An 18,888-nucleotide genomic window follows, 5' to 3' on the forward strand; every position below is an offset into this window, starting at 1 on the left:
CAATGATGTTCCGTTTCATGTTTTTATTGGGCCTTGCCTCTACCTTGCTTGCCAATCCAGTCCAGGCCGCCACGATTCTTGTCTATGGCGACAGCCTGTCCGCCGCCTATGGTATCCCGCGCGAACAAGGCTGGGTCAGCCTGCTTGAAACCCGGCTCAAACAACAATACCCCGCTTACCAAGTGGTGAATGCCAGTATCAGCGGGGAAACCACAAGCGGCGGCTCGAGCCGCATCAATGCGGCGCTAACCCAGCATACACCCGATATCGTCATCCTGGAGCTTGGCGCCAACGACGGCTTGCGGGGGCTGTCTGTGAACGATATGCGCAGCAACCTTACCGCCATGATCAAGGCCAGCCAGCAAGCCAAGGCCCGCGTGCTGCTGGTGGGCATGATGATCCCCCCGAACTATGGCCCTAAATATACGCGAGAGTTCAGTTCCAGCTACCAGGCGCTCGCCAAGGAGTTCAATGTGCCATTAGTGAACTTCCTGCTTGAAGGCGTAGCAGGGCAGGTCGAGTTCACCCAGGCAGATGGCCTGCACCCCAAGGCCAACGCCCAGGAGAAAATACTGGAAAACGTCTGGAAAACCCTGGAGCCCTTACTCAAAACCGGCAAGCCTGCTTAGGGTCAGCGGCTGCCACTCTGCAAGCACGCCCTCTTCGCCTGCCTGCGCCTTCCAGTGACTGGCAACGCCCAAGCCTGGCACCAGCACCAGCTCCTCCTCAAGATAAAGCAAAGGCAGGCGCTCACGCAACCAGGGGGCGAGGCTGGCCTCCTGCGACAATTGCTTGAGCGTGCGTGTCGGACGCTTGGCATCCGGCTTGAAGCGCTCACCACCACTGCGGTAGCGTATATTGAATCCGCGCCCCTGAATCCGAGCCAGTGCAAGCCCTGCACCGGTTTTCCGCTCAAAAAACAGATGTCCGTTATTGGGCAACAGCAGTTCGCTCTCACCCTGCCAAGACAAACTGCCTGGCTCCGGTATCGGCCACTCCAGGCTCAGGCAGGCCCAACCCTGATAACGCCGCACATAGGTAGCTTCATGCGCCTGCACCTTGACCATGGCCTTGTCGCCGGCATGCAACAGTTGCTGCAGCATTTCCTGCAAACGCGGCTGCCCGGGCATGGGCAAGCCATATGCAGCCAGCCACCAGCGCAACAGATTGCGCGCCCGCGTATCGGACAATTTTCCCAGTGTTGCTACATTCAGGCGGCCCGCAACGACAACCGCTGCCGCATCCAGGACAGCAAGCTCGTCAAGCAAACCCAGCGCTTCCGCGATATGGGTGGCAGAACGGGCAAACGTGCTTTTTGCTGCGGGAAAGCGCTGTTCTATTAATGGAAAAACCTGGTGCCGGCAAAAATTCCTGTCGTAGGCGGTATCAAGATTGCTTTCGTCTTCTATCCAGTTTAACCCGGCTTGTCTGGCAAATGCTTCGAGCTCGGCACGCGAAGCATCCATCAATGGGCGCAGCAAACACCGCCCCCGGTCCAGTGTTGCCATGCCAGCCAACCCTTTTGCGCCTGCCCCGCGCAGCAGTTGCAACAGCAAGGTTTCAGCCTGGTCGTCCTGGTGATGCGCCAACACGACATGATCCGCCTGCCGGGACAGCAAGGCAGCATAACGCGCCTGCCTTGCACTCGCTTCAATGCCCAGTCCTGACTGCGTGTCCACATCGACGCGTTCACAATGAAACGGCACATCCAGCCTGCGGCATTCATCGGCGCAGAATTCAGCCCAGGCATCGGCATTGGGGCTCAAGCCGTGATGAACGTGCATGGCCTCCAGCACAAAGCTATGACTCGACCTGGCTTCGGCCAGGAGTTGCAGCAGGACGCGCGAGTCCAGCCCGCCACTGAACGCAACCAGCAAGCGCTGGCCAGGCTTGATATGGGAAGACAGGAAATTATCCGTCCGGCGCACCAGACCAGATACATGACGAGACATTGCGATAGGCTCACAGGACCGATGGAACTTGCCCATCGGTCCTGAAAAATGACTTATTTGACAGGGACTTCTTTGAACTTGCCATAGCTCATGAGGCGCTCATGACGCGTCTCCAGCAAGTTATCCACGGACTTGACCTGCAAGTGGGCAAGCTCGTCAGCAAGGGCGCGGCGCAGGTTTTGCATCATGTCCTCCGGCGCACGGTGGGCTCCTCCCATAGGTTCGGGCACGATTCGATCGACTAGGCCAAAGGCCTTGAGGCGCGGTGCCGTAATCCCCAGGGTTTCCGCCGCTTCCGATGCCTTGTCAGCGCTCTTCCAGAGAATGGACGCACAACCTTCGGGCGAGATCACGGAGTAAGTGGAATACTGCAGCATCATCAGGTGATCCACTACGCCCAGCGCCAATGCGCCGCCCGAGCCGCCTTCACCGATAATGACCCCGATGATGGGCACGGTCAGTTCAGCCATGACATAAAGATTGCGGGCAATGGCTTCCGATTGGCCGCGCTCTTCCGCACCAATGCCTGGATAGGCTCCAGGCGTGTCGATCAGGGTAATGATGGGCAGCTTGAACTTCTCGGCTAGGCGGTAAAGACGCAACGCCTTGCGGTAGCCTTCGGGACGCGGCATGCCGAAGTTGCGATACTGGCGTTCCTTGACGTCACGGCCTTTCTGGTGGCCAATCACCATCACCGGCTGCCCCTCGAAACGGGCAATGCCGCCCACGATCGCCGGGTCATCGGAAAAGGTACGGTCGCCGTGCAACTCCTCGAAGTCCGTGAAAATGCCGCGAATGTAATCCAGGGTATAAGGCCGTTGCGGATGCCGCGCTACCTGGGATATCTGCCAGGCTGTAAGCTTGGCGTAGATGTCCTTGGTCAGGGTCTTGTTCTTTTGCTGCAGGCGCTCGATCTCTTCCGAGATATCCAGTGCAGAATCATCCTGCACGTAGCGCAGCTCCTCAATTTTAGCCTCCAGCTCAGCAATCGGTTGCTCGAACTCAAGGAAACTGGTTTTTACGTTGTTGGTTTTGGCGTTCATAGGGCGTCAATTATAAAGTATTTTCACGTTTTCATCGCTGAGCCAGCCTTTCAGCCCATACAATAATTCATCCTGAAGCTCGACGCGCCAATCATTGCCCAGCATGAGCTCGACGCGCGCCTCCTTATTGCGGTATTCCACCTTTACCGCACAGCCGCGCCCGGTTTCCGACGTACCTGATTTGCAGTACGGCGCCAGCAATGTCCGCAATTTGTCAGCGTCGGCCTGACCATTGCAGCTAAGCTTGAGCAGGTTGGCATAAGCGCTGCGCGCGCCGGCAATATCGCTCAAACGCCGTGCATTGACGCGGAAGCCGCCCGAAAAGTCGTCATGGCTGACCCGTCCCTCGACGATCAGGAGCTGGTCTTCCTTGAGCAAGGCTGCATTCTCGTTCAGCAGCTCCCCACTGACGACAATATCCACACGCCCGGCCATATCATCCAGCGTCACGATGGCCATCTTGCCACGCCCAGTCATGCGTACCCGCACGCCCATGACCACACCAGCAAGCAGTTGCGGCTGATCACTGGGCTTGATATTAGCAAGGTTGTTGCGCACGAAGGTGGCAACCTCTTTCTGGTAATCAGCATACGGGTGGCCGCTAAAATAAAACCCCAGCGCCGCTTTTTCTTCCTGTAAGCGCTGCTTTTCCGTCCAAGGTAGCGTCTCCGGCAGCACATGCGCGGCACTGTCGATGATCGAACCAAACAGGCTGTCCTGCCCGCTCGCCGCGCCACTCTGCTCGGCAGCACTGATGGCCAGGCTCACGCCCGCCAGCAGCGCAGCGCGGTTGGACTCAAGCTTGTCGAACGCACCTGCGCGAATCAGCGATTCGATCACCCGGCGATTGACCTTGCGCAGGTCCAGGCGGCTGCAGAAGTCGAACAGGTCCTTGAACGGCCCCTCTTCCTTGCGTGCAGCCAGGATAAGCTCAATTGCGGCCCAGCCAGTGCCCTTGATGGCCCCCAGGCCATAGATGATCTGCTTGTCGTTAATCGGCTTAAAGCGGAACTCACTCATATTGATGTCTGGCGGCAATACTTCCAGGCCATTGACAATGCAATCGTCATGGAACAGGTGCACGTTGTCCGTGTTGTTCATGTCCGCCGAAATAGTGGCAGCCAGGAAAGCGGCGGGATAATGCGCCTTGAGGTAGGCAGTATGATAGGCAACCAGCGCGTAAGCCGCAGCGTGGGATTTGTTGAAGCCGTAGCTGGCGAATTTCTCCATCAAGTCAAAAAGGTCGGCGGCCTGTTTTTCCAGTGTGCCATTTTTGACGGCGCCTTCGACGAAGACGGCACGCTGCGCGTCCATCTCCTCCTTCTTTTTCTTGCCCATCGCGCGGCGCAGCAAGTCAGCGCCGCCTAGGCTGTAACCCGCCACCACCTGGGCGATCTGCATCACCTGTTCCTGGTAGACCATGATGCCGTAGGTCTCTTTCAGGATGGACTCGGTCGCCGGATGCGGATACTCCACGCGCTGCAAGCCGTGCTTGCGGCGGCAGAAGTCTGGAATCAGGTCCATCGGGCCCGGGCGGTAAAGCGCTACCAGCGCGATGATATCCTCGAAGCAGTCAGGCTTGGCCTGTTTCAGCATATCCTTCATGCCGCGCGATTCCAGCTGGAACACGGCTGTGGTGTTAGCGGCCTTAAGCAGCTGGTAGCTGGCCTTGTCGTCTATCGGCAGCGTCTCGAAATCCAGCGGCGGCTGGCCTTTTTCTGCCCGTTGCAAATTGGCGTTTTCCAGCGCCATATCGAGGATGGTCAGCGTGCGCAGGCCCAGAAAGTCGAACTTGACCAGGCCAACAGCCTCAACATCGTCCTTGTCGTACTGGCTGACGACACTTTCGCCACCGGCCTGGCAGTAAACAGGTGAGAAATCCGAAATCTTGCCCGGAGAAATCAATACCCCGCCGGCATGCATGCCGATATTGCGCGTCAGGCCTTCCAAGCGCAGTGCCAGCTCCAGCAGTTCGCCGACCTCTTCTTCCTGCTCGCGGCGTTCCTTGAGCTGCGGCTCCTTCTCCAGCGCATCACTCAGCGTGATGCCAAGCTCGTTCGGAATCAGCTTCGCCACACTGTCGACAAAATTGAACGGCAGATCCAGCACCCGGCCGACATCGCGGATCACGGCCTTGGCGGCCATGGTCCCGAAGGTGGCGATCTGCGAGACCGAATCGAGGCCGTACTTGTGCTTGACGTAGTCGATGACGCGGTCGCGCCCTTCCTGGCAGAAGTCGATATCGAAGTCGGGCATGGAAACCCGTTCCGGGTTGAGGAAGCGCTCGAACAGCAATGCATACTGCATCGGGTCGAGGTCGGTAATCCCCAGCGAATACGCTACCAGCGAACCCGCGCCCGAACCCCGGCCGGGGCCAACAGGCACGCCATTGTTCTTGGCCCAGTTAATAAAGTCCGCCACGATGAGGAAATAGCCAGGGAACCCCATCTGGATAATGATATTGGTCTCGAACTCAAGACGGGCCACATACTCCGGGCGCTTCGCTTCGCGCCTGGCCTCGTCCGGGTAAAGCACTTTGAGGCGTTCCTCAAGTCCAGCCTTGGCCTGCACCACCAGGTATTCATCCAGGCTCTCGCCATTGGGTGTCGGGAATTGCGGCAGGTAATTCTTGCCCAGGGTCAGGGTCAGGTTGCAGCGCTTGGCAATTTCCACGCTGTTGGCAAGCGCCTCGGGTATATCGGCGAACAGCTCGGCCATTTGCGCCTGGGTCTTGAAATACTGCTCGGCGGTGAAGACTTTGGGACGGCGCTTATCTGCCAGCACGTAGCCCTCGGCAATACAAACGCGCGCCTCGTGTGCCTTGAAGTCATCAGGCGTCATGAACTGCACAGGATGGGTCGCCACCACTGGCAGCTCCAACTCGCTGGCAAGCGCCAGCGCCCTGGTGATATAAGCTTCCTGCTGCGCATGGCCCGCGCGCTGCAACTCTATGTAAAAGCGCTGCGGGAACAGTGCCGCCCATTTTTCGGCCAATTGCTGTGCCTGCGCCGTATTGCCTTGCAACAATGCCTGGCCTATATCGCCGCTCATGGCGCCTGACAGCAGGATCAGCCCTTCGCCGCCTGCCTCATGCAACCACTCGCGCTTGATTTCGGCACGGCCGCGATACTGGTTCTGCAAATATGCGCGGCTGAGCAATTCGCATAGCTGCAGATAACCGCCATGGGTCTGGCATAGCAGCAAGAGACGATAGGGCTGGTCGCGCTTGGATTCGTTTTCAAGCCAAATATCGGCGCCGATCAGGGGCTTGACGCCCTTACTGCGTGCGGATTTGTAAAACTTGACAGCACCAAATAGGTTGCTCAGATCAGTCAGCGCCAGCGCCGGCATCTGGTCTGCCACCGCCTGCTTGACGTAATCGCCAATGCGCACGGTGCCATCAACCACGGAATACTCGCTATGACAGCGTAAATGGATGAATGAAGGATTGGACATACGGCGCTAATTTTACCTGATTCAGCCGGACTTGATGGCATGATCTTGCATGCAAGGCTGCCACTTTCCTGCATAAGCCAGTGTCATACGGCTTTGTATCCAAGCAGAAGAACAAGGCGACCCAACGCGGTTATACATTTAAATTGCAAGGTTGCAGGCGAAACCGTATCAGGCCAGCAGCTGGCGCAGCTTGGCCGCCAGTTCGTCCTCTTGCACCGGCTTGCCGAAGAAGGCATTCACGCCCAGGCTTGTTGCCAGCGCCTGGTGTTTTTCCGCTGTGCGTGAGCTGACGATGATCAGCGGAATATCGCGGGTACGCTCATCATCCCGCACATTGCGCGCAAGCTCAAAACCATCCATGCGCGGCATTTCAATATCGGTGAGAATCACGGCTGGCAGCGCCTGCTGCATGGCCTGGATCGCCTCCATGCCGTCCTTGGCCGTTACCACGTCATAGCCTTCCCGCTCGAGGAAACGCCCCAGCACCTTGCGCATGGTCAGCGAGTCATCCACCAGCAATGCAAGTGGCTTTGTTGCCGCCACAGACGCATCAGCCGTCACTGCGATATTCACGCTGCCAGCCGATAATGCCTCACGGTTGGCAAGCTGCAAGGGGTTGATGATCAGGACGATACCGCCATCGCCAAGCACGGTGGCGCCAATCATGCCAGGCACGCGCGCGAGTTGCGGGCCGATCTGCTTCATCACCACTTCCTGGCTGCCCAGGATGTCGTCCACATGCAAGGCAATGCGGTACTGGCCGCTACGCAGCAACATGACCGGCGTATAGCGCTGGCTTTCAGCCGCGGCTTGCGCATCACCGCACAGCCGGCCAAGGAAATACAAGGGATAGTCATGGCTTGCCCAGCTCAGCTTGCCATCGGCATAAGCCGCGGTTAATGCATCAGGCTTGAGCTTGACCACCTGCTCGACCATCACCGCTGGCAATGCAAACTTGCGCTCGCTGTAGCGCACCAGCACTGCCTGCGATACAGAAAGCGTCACAGGCAGGAAGATGCTGAAAATCGCGCCCGTGCCCTGGCTGCTGCTAACGTCGATGCGCCCGCCCAAGGCGGTAATGTCGCTGCGCACGGCATCCAGGCCGACCCCGCGGCCGGAAATCTGCGAGAGCGTACGTGCCGTGGTGAACCCCGGCTCGAAAATCAAGGCCAGCAGCGCCTGGCTGCTGACTTCCTGGTCCGGCTGCAACAGATGCTGCGCCAATGCGCGCTCGCGCACTTGCGCCAGGTTCACGCCCGCACCGTCATCGCTGACGGTGAGCATGATTTCGTCATTTTCCTGGCGTATCCTCAGGGTGATGCTGCCATGTGCGGACTTGCCATGGCTGCGGCGTTCTTCCGGCGTTTCTATGCCATGTGCCACAGCATTGCGCAGGATGTGTTCTATCGCAGCGCCCATACGGTCCAGCACGCTGCGGTCAATCTCGGTATCCACCCCATCCAGGGTAAGTTCAACCTGTTTGTCCAGCTCCCGCGCAGTCTGGCGCACAATGCGGTGCAGACGTTCCGCAATCAGCGAGAAAGGCACACGGCGTACGCTCATGAGTCCATACTGCAAGTCGCGGTTCATGCGGCTCTGCTGCTGCAAGGCCGCCTCGGTTTCGTCTAGATTGCGCAACAAGCCCTGCTGGATGGTGGAAACGTCGTTGACGCTTTCCGCCATCATGCGCGTCAGTTCCTGCAAGCGGGTAAACCGGTCAAACTCCAGCGGGTCGAATGTTTCGTTCGACTCCTGCAACAGGGTCATACGTGACTGCAACTGGCTTTCAGCCTCGATTTCCAGCTCACGCAGGTAGTTACGCAGACGCTGCACACTTTCGGTTAGGTCCTGCGAGGACTGTTTGAACTCCTGCATTTCACGCTCCAGGCGCGATCGGGCGATACTGACCTCGCCAGCCTCGTTGATCAGGCGGTCAAGCGTCTCGGCGCGCAACCGCAGATGCTGTACACGCCGTTCGCGGCCCGGCCCCTGAACGGACAACTGGCGCCCGACCACCAGTGCAGTTTGTCCACCCAATGCCTCTTCCAGCAAGGAGCCGATATGATCCAGGCCAGCGAACATTTCGGCAAAGTCCTCCGCCTGCGGCGCATGCTTCAAGGCGCGCATGACCAGGTCTTCCATCCCGTGCACCGCATCACCCAGCCTGCCCTGTGCTGCCATGCGGGCGCTGCCTTTCAGCGTGTGCAACGCGCGTTGCAGCATGTCCGGATGCTCTGCGTCTTTTGGCCGCGCATGCCAGGCACGCAACTCGCTGCCAATGACCGGCATGAGGTCGTTGGCCTCTTCCACAAATAATGCAAACAGTTCCTGGTCCACAGGTTGCTGCAAAGAGGTCTCAGCAACCGTTTTTACAACAGGTGGCAAAGGCTCATGTGTCGAATCAATCGACGTTTCTGCCTCTTCGGCCAGCGGCTTATCAATCAGCCCGCTGACTTCGGCCTCGGCCTCCAGCAAGCTGGCCATGACATCTTCTGTCTTCGCCAAACGCGGAGCCAGTGGCACGACATTGCTGCCAGTCACCGCGTCAATCACTGGTATGGCCGCATCCTCGGCAGCCTTTTTCAGGGCACGCAGCAAAGCCGTCGCTGCGCGCGGCTGCTTGCGCTCCCTTGCCTTGGCAAGCATTTTCTCCAGCGCATTCACCGTATTCTGCAGCAATGTCACGGTTTGCTCTGTCCAATTGCCCTGGTGCGCATCCAGCCAGTATTCCAGCGCACGCGCCAAGTCCGACAAGGCATTGAAACCGGTAGAGCCGGCGTTGCTGGCCAGGGTATGGGCCGCCCTGCGGGAATCAGCATCGGGAATCAGGATGGGCTCGCTGCGATGCAGCACCAGTTGCAGCCAATCCTGCAATTGCTCAAGATGCTGCCCAGCCTCTTGCAGGAACACCTCGAACAATGTGCGGCTGACTTTGCGCGTACCGCCAATCACGACTTCTTCCGGCTGCGCATCGGGCGCCAAGCCGGACAGTCCAGCCTGAAGGCCGATAGCACGTTCCTGCCAAATGGAGACAGGTACGCCCGCGGATGCTTTTTCGCGCAATGCTGCCACCCAGCCTGCAAAAGCGGCACTGGAATCCTCAACAAAGGCAATCACGGCAGGACCAGGAGTCAGCTTGCGGTCTATCAGCACATTGAGCAATGCCTCGACAATGGCTGCGACCTCGCCCAGATCGGCCAGGCCCACCGTACGGCCGCTCCCTTTAAGGGTATGAAAGCCACGCCGCACCTCTGCCAACGCCTCATGGTTTGTCGCATTGATACGCAAGGCCTGTAGATGCTGGGCGACACTCGCCAGCACCTCTTCCGCTTCAGTGAGATAGACATCCAGCAACTCGTCATCTGGCAATGCAGGCGCAAGCGGCTGGGCAATATCGGCCGTGACCTGTCCTGCATCCGATTCAGTGCGCACAACATTCTGCGCATCTTGCAGTCTTGCCAAGGTATCCTCAAGCGCAAATGCGCCGCTTGCGGCATGCGGGTATTGCTGAACGTACAAGCCAACCAGGCTCAAGCTGTCTGCCAGCGCCTCAAACACCTCCTGGCTTGAGGCAATCCTGCCTTGCTGCAAGCCAGCCAGAACATCTTCCGCCGCGTGCGTCAGGGTCTTGACCTCCGGCATTTCCAGCATATCCAGTGCTGCGGAGACTTGCCGCAAAGGAGCAACAGCCTGGGACAATGGCGCAAGCTCGCCCGGCTGGCGGAAATAGGCATCGAGCAACTGCTCGACTTCCTGGAGGGCAGCCCCTGTTTCGCGTGTCAATGCATGCTGTGCGGCCTGCTGTAGTGCCGTGGCAGGCGCCAATGCAGGTGTCTGCCCGCCCAACAGGGCCTGCAACCGTGCCTGCTGCCTTTCCAACTCAAGCTGAGCCTGGGCGTCCTGCTGACCATACTGTTGCAAAGCATCCGACAATAGCGTCAGCGCTGAAGCCACTTCGATCAGGATATTTTCCTGATTAGCGGCATTGCCTGCCTGCAATGCCAGAACCGCATCGTGCACGCCGCCGAACAGGTTTTTCACTGGTTCACTGGACAATGCCGGGTAGGTATTGAGGATGCCGCCAAACCGCGCCATGAACTCTTCCAGTACTGCGCCGCCTTCATTCGCACGGTCCCAGATGCTCTTGAGGGCTTCGAGCGCCACCTGGCACTGCTTGACGTATTGTTGCTCTTCCGTGCCCAAAACCTCTGTTGTCCCCCCGGGAATGAGGCCATTCAGCTCAAACAACTCACGCACTGCCTTAATGCGCTCTGTATTAAGCCCGCTAGTGGCAATAAAATACAAAAGATCACGCAACAGGATACTGGCCGGGCGGTTTATCCCTTCGCTAACTGCCCGCAATTCCTGATCCAGGCGGCGGCACAGGCGTTTGACCCCGGCATCGCTGGCATGCGTATCCTCCGCCAGAGTGTCAATAAAAGCGGTAGCGACCCACCACAAGGTTTTTGGCGCTGCCTGGGGCACCACCAATTGCACTCGCTCCAGCGCCGTTGCCATTTCCTGCAGTGCTTGCAGCTCGCCCTTGAGCCAGCCAAGCAGGAATTTCTGGAACTGCGCCCGCTGTTCCTTGAAAGCAGCAAGCAATGCCTGGGGATCAAGATTCTCAGTGGGAATATGCTTGGGCAAGCGCTGGCTGGTATCCGGAAAAAACAACTCGGAATCTTCCAATGCCTCGCCATGCAGGGCTGCGAGCCGCTGCAGCTGCAGCGACAAGCGCAGCGGCTGGTCTGGCTCGCCATTCATGAGTTCCTGCAAGTATTGCTGCAGGTGCAGGATGGCGTATCTAAGGGTATCGACAACTTCATTTTCCAGCGCAAGCTCGGCCTTATCCAGCTTGGCGACCACGGTCTCAATCTCGCTGCAATACCGTTTGCAGCCTTCCAGGCCGACCATATCGAACGCGCCATTGACCTGATAGAGATGCGTCTTGGCAAAACGCAATGGAGAGAAATCCTGCGGGTTGGTTGCCAATGCAGTCAATTGCGCCAGCACCTGATCCAGGGCCTGGTCTATTTCTCCCTTAACCCAGCTCAATGGGCCGATATCGAAATCTTCCACCAATATGTCCTAGTTCAGCTTGAAGCCCGCGACCGAGGCCCGCAACTCCTCAGCCAGGCTAGTGAGCTGGCCGATTGAACTGGCTGTTTTTTGCGTTCCCTCTGAGGTTTGGGAGGTAATATTTTGAATCTGCTGCATATTAAGGCTCACTGTTGCGGCAGCCTTAGTCTGCGCCTCGGTCGCCCCTGAAATTTCCTCGATCAGGCGCGCAAGATTGTTGGTCACGTTCTCAATCTCACTCAATGCCTTGCCTGCCGCGTCAGACAAGCGTGCGCCTTCCACCACCCCTTCCGTACTCTTCTCCATCGCTACCACGGCACTGTTGGTATCGGTCTGAATGGTTTTCACAATCGCGCTAATCTGCTTGGTCGCCTCGGAAGAACGCTCGGCCAGGCGCTGCACCTCCTCTGCAACGACGGTGAAGCCCCGCCCGGCTTCACCGGCCGAGGCGGCCTGGATCGCGGCATTCAAGGCCAGGATATTGGTCTGTTCAGTAATATCGGAAATCAGGTCGACAATCTCACTAATTTCTTGAGAACTCTCTCCCAAGCGCTTGATCCTCTTTGATGTCTCCTGGATCTGCGTACGGATTTCGTTCATGCCGGAAATGGTATTCTGCACCGCCCTGGTACCCTGGGTCGTTGCATCAAGCGAACGCTGCGCCACCTCGGAAGCTTCTTCCGCATTGCTGGAAACCTGCAGGATGGACTGCGTCATATGGTTGACTGCCTCACCCGTTTCCGTGATCTGCTGTGATTGCAGCGCGGCTGCATTCAATAATGAACTGGAGGTTTCCTGCGCCTGTGCCGTTGCCTGGTTTACCTGCTCGGTCGCACGGTTGATCTCGGTCACCAGGTCACGCAGGCTGTCTATGGTGTAATTGATCGAATCGGCAATCGCGCCGGTAATGTTTTCGGCCACCTCAGCTTTTACGGTAAGGTCGCCATCTGCAAGGTCACCCATTTCATCCAGCAGGTGCAAAATGGCCTCCTGGTTATTGAGATTGGTCTGCTCGATTTCCTCAAAACGGGCACGCGCGCTTGCCACCTGCTGGTAGCCGACACGTATGAGCAAGACCAGCGCCAGCAAGCCAGCCGCAATGGAAAGTGCCAGCCACCATCCGGCCCTGCCCTGATCCAGGTACGCCTGCCAGGTTTGATGCGCAGCAAGCACTGTGGTGTCACTCGCCGACGCCAACCGGGCAAGATCGCCGTCGGCAAATGACAATGCCTGCTCTCTCAACTCTGTCCAAGACTGCTCCAGGCGGTTGAAACTGGCATCAGCCTCGGCACTTTGCAACAACGCGGAATCCTGCAATTCCCGCAAACCGGTAAAGTAGACAGCAGCCTGATCCAAGGTGGTACGCAACCTGTCGGCGGCAGTGGCATCCCCGCCGGTTTTCAAGGCTGCATCACGCGCCACCTGCTGTGCGGCAACCTTCAGGCTGGTGACTGTTTCGGCAAACTGGTTGTTCCTTGCCACCTGCAATTGATTGAATAACAGTCCCAGCAAGGCGAACACAAGTGCCAGCAACAATACGCCCAACACCACCCGGCTAGTTTTTGCTACAGAAGGAATCGCATTGTCCGCGGGCTTTTTGTTGCCGAATAAATTGTTGAATACTGAAAAGCTCAGTGCCATTGATGTCTCCCCATTTTCCCGTCAGGCCGCAACCTGCAGAAATTCTTTTTTCTTCAGGATGAAGGCCATATCCAGTGCCTCCCATTTGTGATGCTGACTGTCTTCATATCGCGCTGCAACATGGGCAGCTACATCTGCCACCATATCCAGCAGCTTGAACTCTTCAAGGTTGCGCAAACCGGCAAGGCTATCGATGAGAAACCCTGCATTAATGTCAAAATCTCCATGCACCAGCAACACCCTGCTTTCCGCTGTCACCGGCGCCTGTTGACGGCTGCTGCCGATAAACTGCGCCAAATCAGTGATGGCGTAAAGGTTGCCCCGCACATTGGCCATGCCGAGAAACCACGGCTGAGTCAGCGGAACCGGCAGTATCTCAGGCACCGGCAATACCTCGCTGATATCGTGCAATGAGACAAGATAGCGCTCTCCTCCCACATGCACGCCCAGCCTGGAACTGCCTGCCTCCGGGTCATCTGCTACGTGCTTGAGACGCTCAAGGATATTTTGCTGATAGGCTTGCAGGTTGAGCCTGGATTTGCTCATCTCAGGCCAGCCCTGCTATCTTGGCCAGAAGCTCATCCACATCCACAGGCTTGATGACACAGTCCTTGGCCCCTTGGCGCAAGGCCCACATGCGATCAGTCGCTTGTTCCTTGCCGGTACACACAATGACCGGAATATGCGCAGTTGCAGCGTTCCTGGACAATGACCGTGTGGCCTGAAACCCATTCAGCCTGGGCATCACCACATCCATCAGGATCAGATCGGGCATCAGCGCCTGCACCTTGTCAAGACAGTCCTGGCCATCTTCCGCGGTGCTGATTTCAAAACCGGCTTTTTGCAGGACTTCGCTCAAATACAACCGGTCAGTGGCTGAGTCATCAACAACCAGGATATGCTTGATCGCCATTATTGTTATTCCGTTGTTAATTCACCCGTCGCCTGCAATCTGTGCTGGCGCACTGCATCGAGCAGGGCATTCTGGGTAAAGGGCTTGGTGAGATATTGGTCTGATCCTGCCATACGGCCACGCGCCCGGTCAAACAGGCCGTCCTTGCTTGAGAGCATGATCACGGGAATGGATTTGAAACGGGTGTTACGCTTGATGAGGGAGCAGGTCTGGTAACCGTCAAGGCGCGGCATCATGATATCGACAAAAATAACATCTGGCTGATGGCTGGCAATTTTGGCCAAGGCATCGAAGCCATCCTCGGCCAGAAACACCTCACAACCCGATTGCCGCAGGAAAATCTCGGCACTTCTGCGTATGGTGTTACTGTCGTCAATCACCATTACTTTCACACCAGATAGATCAGTTTCCCCCACCCTTAATCCCCTGTGTTTGCAGGCTGCATGCGCAGCAGGCTTATTACAGCGCGCATGACGGCGCCCGGTTTTCGTGCCATTCTATCTACAGACTTCAACGCCGTGCAAGACTGAAGAAATAAAAAGCGGGTTGTCAATCCACGGACAAAAAGGTTAAATAACCCGCTTGAGCTAGGGTCTGCCCTAGGCACTATGATTTGAATATTCACCCGCATAGTCGCACAAAACAACAAGAACCAGAAGTGCCGCAAATAGCAAAGCGGCCGCATAGGGAACGGAGATCATGCTAGTCAGACAAGAAGCCCTCACGGCAAAGATGAGTTTCAAGGACCTGCCCTCATCCTCGCCATTGCCCAATGCCAACCTGGTGCTGGTGTTCGGCTCAGTCAAGCGCTTCAGCGAGGCCAAGCTGCCAGCACAACTCAAGGAGCGCTACCCTGCGGCGCAAATCGTCGGCTGCACTACCTCGGGCGAAATCGGCCCGCACGGGGTAAGCGACGACAGTCTGCAGATTACCGCCATCACCTGGGACAAGACCATGCAGCGCGTGGCGTACGCGCGTGCGAACAGCATGCAGACCTCGGCCGAGACGGCCATCAGCCTCGCAAAGCAACTCAAGTCCGACAGCCTGCGTACCGTGCTGCTGTTCTCCGACGGCCTGCATATCAACGGCTCCGAACTGTTGCAGGGCTTTAAAAGCATATTGGGCGACATCCCGATTGTCGGCGGCATGGCAGGCGACAATGCCGAGTTTTCCAAAACCCTGCAATTGCTCAACGACAGCGTGGAAGAAGGCCTCATCATCGCCATCGGCCTTTATGGCGACAAGCTCATCACCGCGAGCGGCGCCTTGGGCGGCTGGAAGCCTTACGGCCCGCCACGCAAAATCACGCGCTCGGAGAAAAACGTCGTCTACGAAATGGACGGCAAACCCGCCTTGCCGCTCTACCGCATGTACATAGGCGAACAAAACGCCAAGAACCTGCCAGGCTCAGGCTTGCGCTTCCCTTTCGCCATCATCGAAGACGGCAAGCGGGAAGTTGAAAAAGTCCGCACATTGCTGGCGATTGATACCGGCAACAACAGCCTTACCTTTGCCGGCAATGTGGAAGAAGGCGAGACCGTGCGCCTGTGCCAGACCACGCATGACAGGCTGGTGGAAGGCGCCGGCGGCGCGGCGCACCTCGTCACCGGCAACCTGGGCAGCGCCAGCATTACCCAAACCGGCCTGGCCTTGTGCGTCAGCTGCGTTGGGCGCAAACTGGTCATGGCCGAGCAGATTGCGGATGAAATCCATGCCGTACAACAAATACTGGGCAACCAGACCACCCTGACTGGCTTCTATTCATACGGGGAATTCTGTCCGCGGCCCAACACCACGGACAGCGTGCTGCATAACCAGACCATGACCATAGGCTACCTGAGCGAAAGCCTCTAACCAACCACTCCACTTCAAACTTAAAGGAAAAGGACACATCAATGGCTACAGTCACACTCAAAGGCAATCCAGTGCAAATCGGCGGCAACCTGCCGCAAAAAGGCGATACCGCGCCTGACTTCCAGCTGGCAGATGCCAAGCGCAACCTGGTTTCACTGGCCGACTTTGCCGGCAAGCGCAAAGTGCTGAACATTTTCCCAAGCATAGACACCCCGACCTGCGCCACTTCAGTACGCACCTTCAACAAGCAGGCTAGCGGCCTGGATAACACAGTAGTGCTTGCCATCTCCGCCGACCTGCCTTTTGCCCAAAGCCGCTTCTGCGGAGCGGAAGGCCTGGAAAACGTCGTCACCCTTTCCACTTTCCGCGATACCGCCAAGTTCGCCAAGGACTACGGCGTGCAGATCACCGATAGCAGCCTGGCCGGCCTGACAGCACGCGCAGTGGTGGTGCTGGATGAAAACAACAAGGTGTTGCACAGCGAACTGGTTTCCGAAATCGCCAACGAACCCAACTACGACGCTGCCTTAGCTGCCCTGTAGTTCTGTAATAACTCCCTTCACAGCCGTGGATTACAACCACGGCTGTAATTACCTGTGCCACCTCATGGACTCAGATAACAACTGCACGCTGTATCCTGCCCAGGGGTACCAGATTTTCAGGAATGTGCTGTCGCACTCCTGGCTGCAATCTACACGGGATGCTGCTGAATCCGTCATCCAGCACTACCGGGAGAATGGGCCCTTTGGTCGTGAAAATGATGTCAGCCTGGGCGAACTCGCGCAATCACGCCCGCAGCGCAATCCTGGCGTCGACGGCAGCAAGTGGATCAACGAACCATTCATCATCGGGGATTTGCTCACACAGGATGGACATTTTGTATCGCTGCTTGCTGAACAGGCTTTATGGTCAATAGCAGCCCGCCTGCTTGCCACAGAAATTGGACAGGTCATATTCCACTACTCCAACCTGACGCGCAAACCGGCAGGCATAGGGCCATCTATCGTTTGGCATCGTGATGCGGAAAACACCTATTTTTGCCCGAATAATGACCGTTTGCTGCGCCTGCTGATTCCGCTGCAAGGGATGTCGCGAGAGAATGGCGGTACCGCAGTTGTGCCCGGTAGCCATCTGGATACCAAGATTGATAAAACAACATTGGATGAACACACAGTCATCCACCCAGAGCTTGCCGCGGGCGACGTTCTAGCCATCCACTCTCAGTTGTTGCATGGCGGCGCACCCAACCGCAGCCACCGGGAGCGTGATGTGTTGATCATGCAGTTTGGTGTGGCAGGCGCCACATTCCGCCATCAGGAAGTGCTTGAACTAGGCGCACTGCATCCGCGCGGCACCTTTATGCAACTGCTAAAGTAGGCTTCTGATACGATTTTGCATTCAAGCGTAAAAAGGGGAAGAATTTACTGATCCTGATAGGCGGTATATTTGGCGTTACTGCCTCTCGCCTTGTCAGCCGGGTACTTTTTAGCGTTCAGGTCAATCTTGTCATTGGCAGCGGCAATCAAGTCTATACCGCAGACTTCGGCAATGCGCAGCAGATAGACAAAGGTATCCGCCAGCTCGTGGCCGATCTCGGTCTTGCGTTGTTCGCTCAAGGCGGCGCTTTCAGCAGGCGTATCCCACTGAAAATGCTCCACGATCTCGGCCGCTTCCACGATCATCGCCATCGCCAGGTTCTTGGGCGTGTGGAACTGCTCCCAGTTGCGCTCTTGCACAAAATGGTTGATGCGGGCGCGTAATTGGTCGAGGGAATCTGGCTTGTCTGCATCAGGCATCTGGTTTTTCCTTGCGGTTGGAGCCTGCCACCATTTTCACCTCGAACAGGCGGCACTCCAGCGGGCCGTTGAACAGAGGAGTGCGCTTGCTTGGTGCCAGGCGCATGAGTTTGGGCATGCGCAGGTCATTGGTGAGGAAATAGGTATTCCACCCTGCGAACTTCTTTTTCAGCGTCTCGCCCATTTTGGGGTAAAGCGCCGCCAGGTCTTCATCCTCGCCTATGCGCACGCCATAAGGCGGATTGGCGACCAGCGTGCCTTCAGGCGCCGGCGGCACAACGGCGGTAAATTCCGTATGCGCCAGTTGCACGGCATCGAGCAAGCCTGCCTGCTGCAGGTTCTGGCGGCTTACGCGCACAGCCCTGAGGTCGGCATCGCTGCCGTATATTTTCTGGAAAGTGACGGGCTTGGAACGGCTCCTGGCCTGCTTCAGAAGCGATTGCCAGGCACCGGCATTGTAGTTCTTCAGGCGTTCAAAACCGAAATCACGGCCGCTGCCGGGGGCAATGTCCAGCGCTATCATGGCAGCTTCCAGCAGGAATGTGCCGCTGCCGCACATCGGGTCCAGCAACGGCGTGCCGGGTTGCCAGCCGCTCAGGCGCAGGATGGCGGCCGCCAGGTTTTCGCGTAACGGGGCCTCGATGCTGGCACGGCGCAAGCCGCGCTGGTAAAGGGGATTGCCTGAAGTATCCAGGTAAAGCTGGAAATCCTCGGCGGCAAGGTAGGCATGCAGCCGGACGTCAGGCTCGCGGGTATCAATGGATGGACGGCTGCCCACCTCTTGGCGGAAACGGTCACAGACCGCATCCTTGATGCGCAAAGTAGCGAACTCCAGGCTTTTCAGCGGACACTTGACGCCGGTGACCTTGACCATGAAGTTCTGGCGCACGTCAAACCACTGGTTCCAGTCTATATTAAAAGCAGCCTGGTAAAGGTCGTCCTCGTTGGCATAGCGGCCCTTGCCCACTTGCAGCAGGATACGCGTCGCGATCCGGCTTTCAAGGTTGGCGCGGTAGACCAGCAGCATGTCGCCGGCAAAGCCTACGCCGCCATCGGTGGGCTTGACCTGCCTGGCATTGAGGCTGGCGAGTTCTTCCACCAGCAGGTTTTCCAGGCCGCGCGGGCAAGTGGCAAAAAATTGATAATGCATGTCG

Annotated in this window: 14 protein-coding genes; 4 read left to right on the forward strand and 10 right to left on the reverse strand. The window is 57.5% G+C overall.

The features are described from left to right. Window positions 1-2 precede the first annotated feature (2 nt). Entirely contained in the window at window positions 3-629 is a 627-nt protein-coding gene (locus LG198_RS04540; protein ID WP_230341967.1) for an arylesterase, read from the forward strand. On the opposite strand, the gene tilS is transcribed toward LG198_RS04540, so the two are convergent. The 8 genes from tilS to LG198_RS04580 form a co-directional block, all read right to left on the reverse strand. Beyond that, entirely contained in the window at window positions 603-1,952 is a 1,350-nt protein-coding gene (gene tilS / locus LG198_RS04545) for a tRNA lysidine(34) synthetase TilS (RefSeq protein ID WP_230341968.1), read from the reverse strand. The two genes, LG198_RS04540 and tilS, sit on opposite strands and share 27 nt — an antisense overlap. A 53-nt stretch (window positions 1,953-2,005) precedes the next feature. After that, window positions 2,006-2,995, reverse strand: coding sequence for an acetyl-CoA carboxylase carboxyltransferase subunit alpha (locus LG198_RS04550; RefSeq protein WP_230341969.1), 990 nt, complete (start codon window positions 2,993-2,995; stop codon window positions 2,006-2,008). Window positions 2,996-3,001: 6 nt separating this feature from the next. Continuing rightward, window positions 3,002-6,451 (reverse strand): DNA polymerase III subunit alpha, encoded by a 3,450-nt coding sequence (gene dnaE, locus LG198_RS04555; protein ID WP_230341970.1) that lies wholly within the window; start codon window positions 6,449-6,451, stop codon window positions 3,002-3,004. A 168-nt stretch (window positions 6,452-6,619) separates the two neighbouring features. Next, window positions 6,620-11,530 carry a hybrid sensor histidine kinase/response regulator gene (locus LG198_RS04560; protein WP_230341971.1) on the reverse strand — a complete coding sequence of 1,637 codons (4,911 nt, stop codon included), beginning with the start codon at window positions 11,528-11,530 and terminating at the stop codon, window positions 6,620-6,622. A gap of 9 nt (window positions 11,531-11,539) precedes the next feature. Further along, window positions 11,540-13,171 carry a methyl-accepting chemotaxis protein gene (locus LG198_RS04565; protein ID WP_230341972.1) on the reverse strand — a complete coding sequence of 544 codons (1,632 nt, stop codon included), beginning with the start codon at window positions 13,169-13,171 and terminating at the stop codon, window positions 11,540-11,542. A gap of 21 nt (window positions 13,172-13,192) precedes the next feature. Then, window positions 13,193-13,717 (reverse strand): chemotaxis protein CheW, encoded by a 525-nt coding sequence (locus LG198_RS04570; protein ID WP_230341973.1) that lies wholly within the window; start codon window positions 13,715-13,717, stop codon window positions 13,193-13,195. A 1-nt stretch (window position 13,718) separates the two neighbouring features. Further along, a complete protein-coding gene (locus LG198_RS04575; protein WP_230341974.1) occupies window positions 13,719-14,084 on the reverse strand; it encodes a response regulator in 366 nt (121 codons plus the stop codon). 5 nt (window positions 14,085-14,089) lie between these two features. Then, the gene (locus LG198_RS04580) at window positions 14,090-14,467 is read right to left on the reverse strand and encodes a response regulator (protein WP_230341975.1); all 378 of its coding nucleotides are present in this window, start codon (window positions 14,465-14,467) and stop codon (window positions 14,090-14,092) included. Window positions 14,468-14,783: 316 nt separating this feature from the next. Between LG198_RS04580 and LG198_RS04585 the strand changes: the two genes are divergently transcribed. The 3 genes from LG198_RS04585 to LG198_RS04595 all read left to right on the forward strand — a co-directional run bounded on the left by LG198_RS04585 (window position 14,784) and on the right by LG198_RS04595 (window position 17,315). Further along, on the forward strand, window positions 14,784-15,938 hold the full coding sequence (locus LG198_RS04585; protein ID WP_230341976.1) for an FIST signal transduction protein: 1,155 nt from the start codon (window positions 14,784-14,786) through the stop codon (window positions 15,936-15,938). 41 nt (window positions 15,939-15,979) lie between these two features. Next, window positions 15,980-16,480 (forward strand): thiol peroxidase, encoded by a 501-nt coding sequence (tpx, locus tag LG198_RS04590; RefSeq protein WP_230341977.1) that lies wholly within the window; start codon window positions 15,980-15,982, stop codon window positions 16,478-16,480. A 64-nt stretch (window positions 16,481-16,544) separates the two neighbouring features. Then, complete coding sequence (locus LG198_RS04595) at window positions 16,545-17,315, forward strand: phytanoyl-CoA dioxygenase family protein (RefSeq protein WP_230341978.1); 771 nt, start codon at window positions 16,545-16,547, stop codon at window positions 17,313-17,315. Window positions 17,316-17,359: 44 nt separating this feature from the next. Here LG198_RS04595 and LG198_RS04600 read toward each other — a convergent pair whose 3' ends face one another. After that, entirely contained in the window at window positions 17,360-17,734 is a 375-nt protein-coding gene (locus tag LG198_RS04600) for a nucleotide pyrophosphohydrolase (RefSeq protein WP_230341979.1), read from the reverse strand. Next, a complete protein-coding gene (locus LG198_RS04605; RefSeq protein ID WP_230341980.1) occupies window positions 17,727-18,884 on the reverse strand; it encodes a THUMP domain-containing class I SAM-dependent RNA methyltransferase in 1,158 nt (385 codons plus the stop codon). Before LG198_RS04605 ends, LG198_RS04600 begins: the two co-directional genes overlap by 8 nt. Window positions 18,885-18,888: the final 4 nt, after the last annotated feature.

Source organism: Methylobacillus arboreus (genome assembly GCF_020532725.1).
In the GTDB taxonomy this organism is placed as follows: domain Bacteria; phylum Pseudomonadota; class Gammaproteobacteria; order Burkholderiales; family Methylophilaceae; genus Methylobacillus; species Methylobacillus arboreus.

Coding starts and splice junctions, on each gene's coding strand:
- LG198_RS04570 (WP_230341973.1), bottom strand. CDS start 13,717: ATGAGCAAATCCAGGCTCAACCTGCAAGCCTATCAGCAAAATATCCTT.
- LG198_RS04605 (WP_230341980.1), bottom strand. CDS start 18,884: ATGCATTATCAATTTTTTGCCACTTGCCCGCGCGGCCTGGAAAACCTG.
- dnaE (WP_230341970.1), bottom strand. CDS start 6,451: ATGTCCAATCCTTCATTCATCCATTTACGCTGTCATAGCGAGTATTCC.
- LG198_RS04600 (WP_230341979.1), bottom strand. CDS start 17,734: ATGCCTGATGCAGACAAGCCAGATTCCCTCGACCAATTACGCGCCCGC.
- LG198_RS04565 (WP_230341972.1), bottom strand. CDS start 13,171: ATGGCACTGAGCTTTTCAGTATTCAACAATTTATTCGGCAACAAAAAG.
- LG198_RS04580 (WP_230341975.1), bottom strand. CDS start 14,467: ATGGTGATTGACGACAGTAACACCATACGCAGAAGTGCCGAGATTTTC.
- tilS (WP_230341968.1), bottom strand. CDS start 1,952: ATGTCTCGTCATGTATCTGGTCTGGTGCGCCGGACGGATAATTTCCTG.
- LG198_RS04540 (WP_230341967.1), top strand. CDS start 3: ATGATGTTCCGTTTCATGTTTTTATTGGGCCTTGCCTCTACCTTGCTT.
- LG198_RS04585 (WP_230341976.1), top strand. CDS start 14,784: ATGCTAGTCAGACAAGAAGCCCTCACGGCAAAGATGAGTTTCAAGGAC.
- LG198_RS04595 (WP_230341978.1), top strand. CDS start 16,545: ATGGACTCAGATAACAACTGCACGCTGTATCCTGCCCAGGGGTACCAG.
- LG198_RS04575 (WP_230341974.1), bottom strand. CDS start 14,084: ATGGCGATCAAGCATATCCTGGTTGTTGATGACTCAGCCACTGACCGG.
- LG198_RS04550 (WP_230341969.1), bottom strand. CDS start 2,995: ATGAACGCCAAAACCAACAACGTAAAAACCAGTTTCCTTGAGTTCGAG.
- tpx (WP_230341977.1), top strand. CDS start 15,980: ATGGCTACAGTCACACTCAAAGGCAATCCAGTGCAAATCGGCGGCAAC.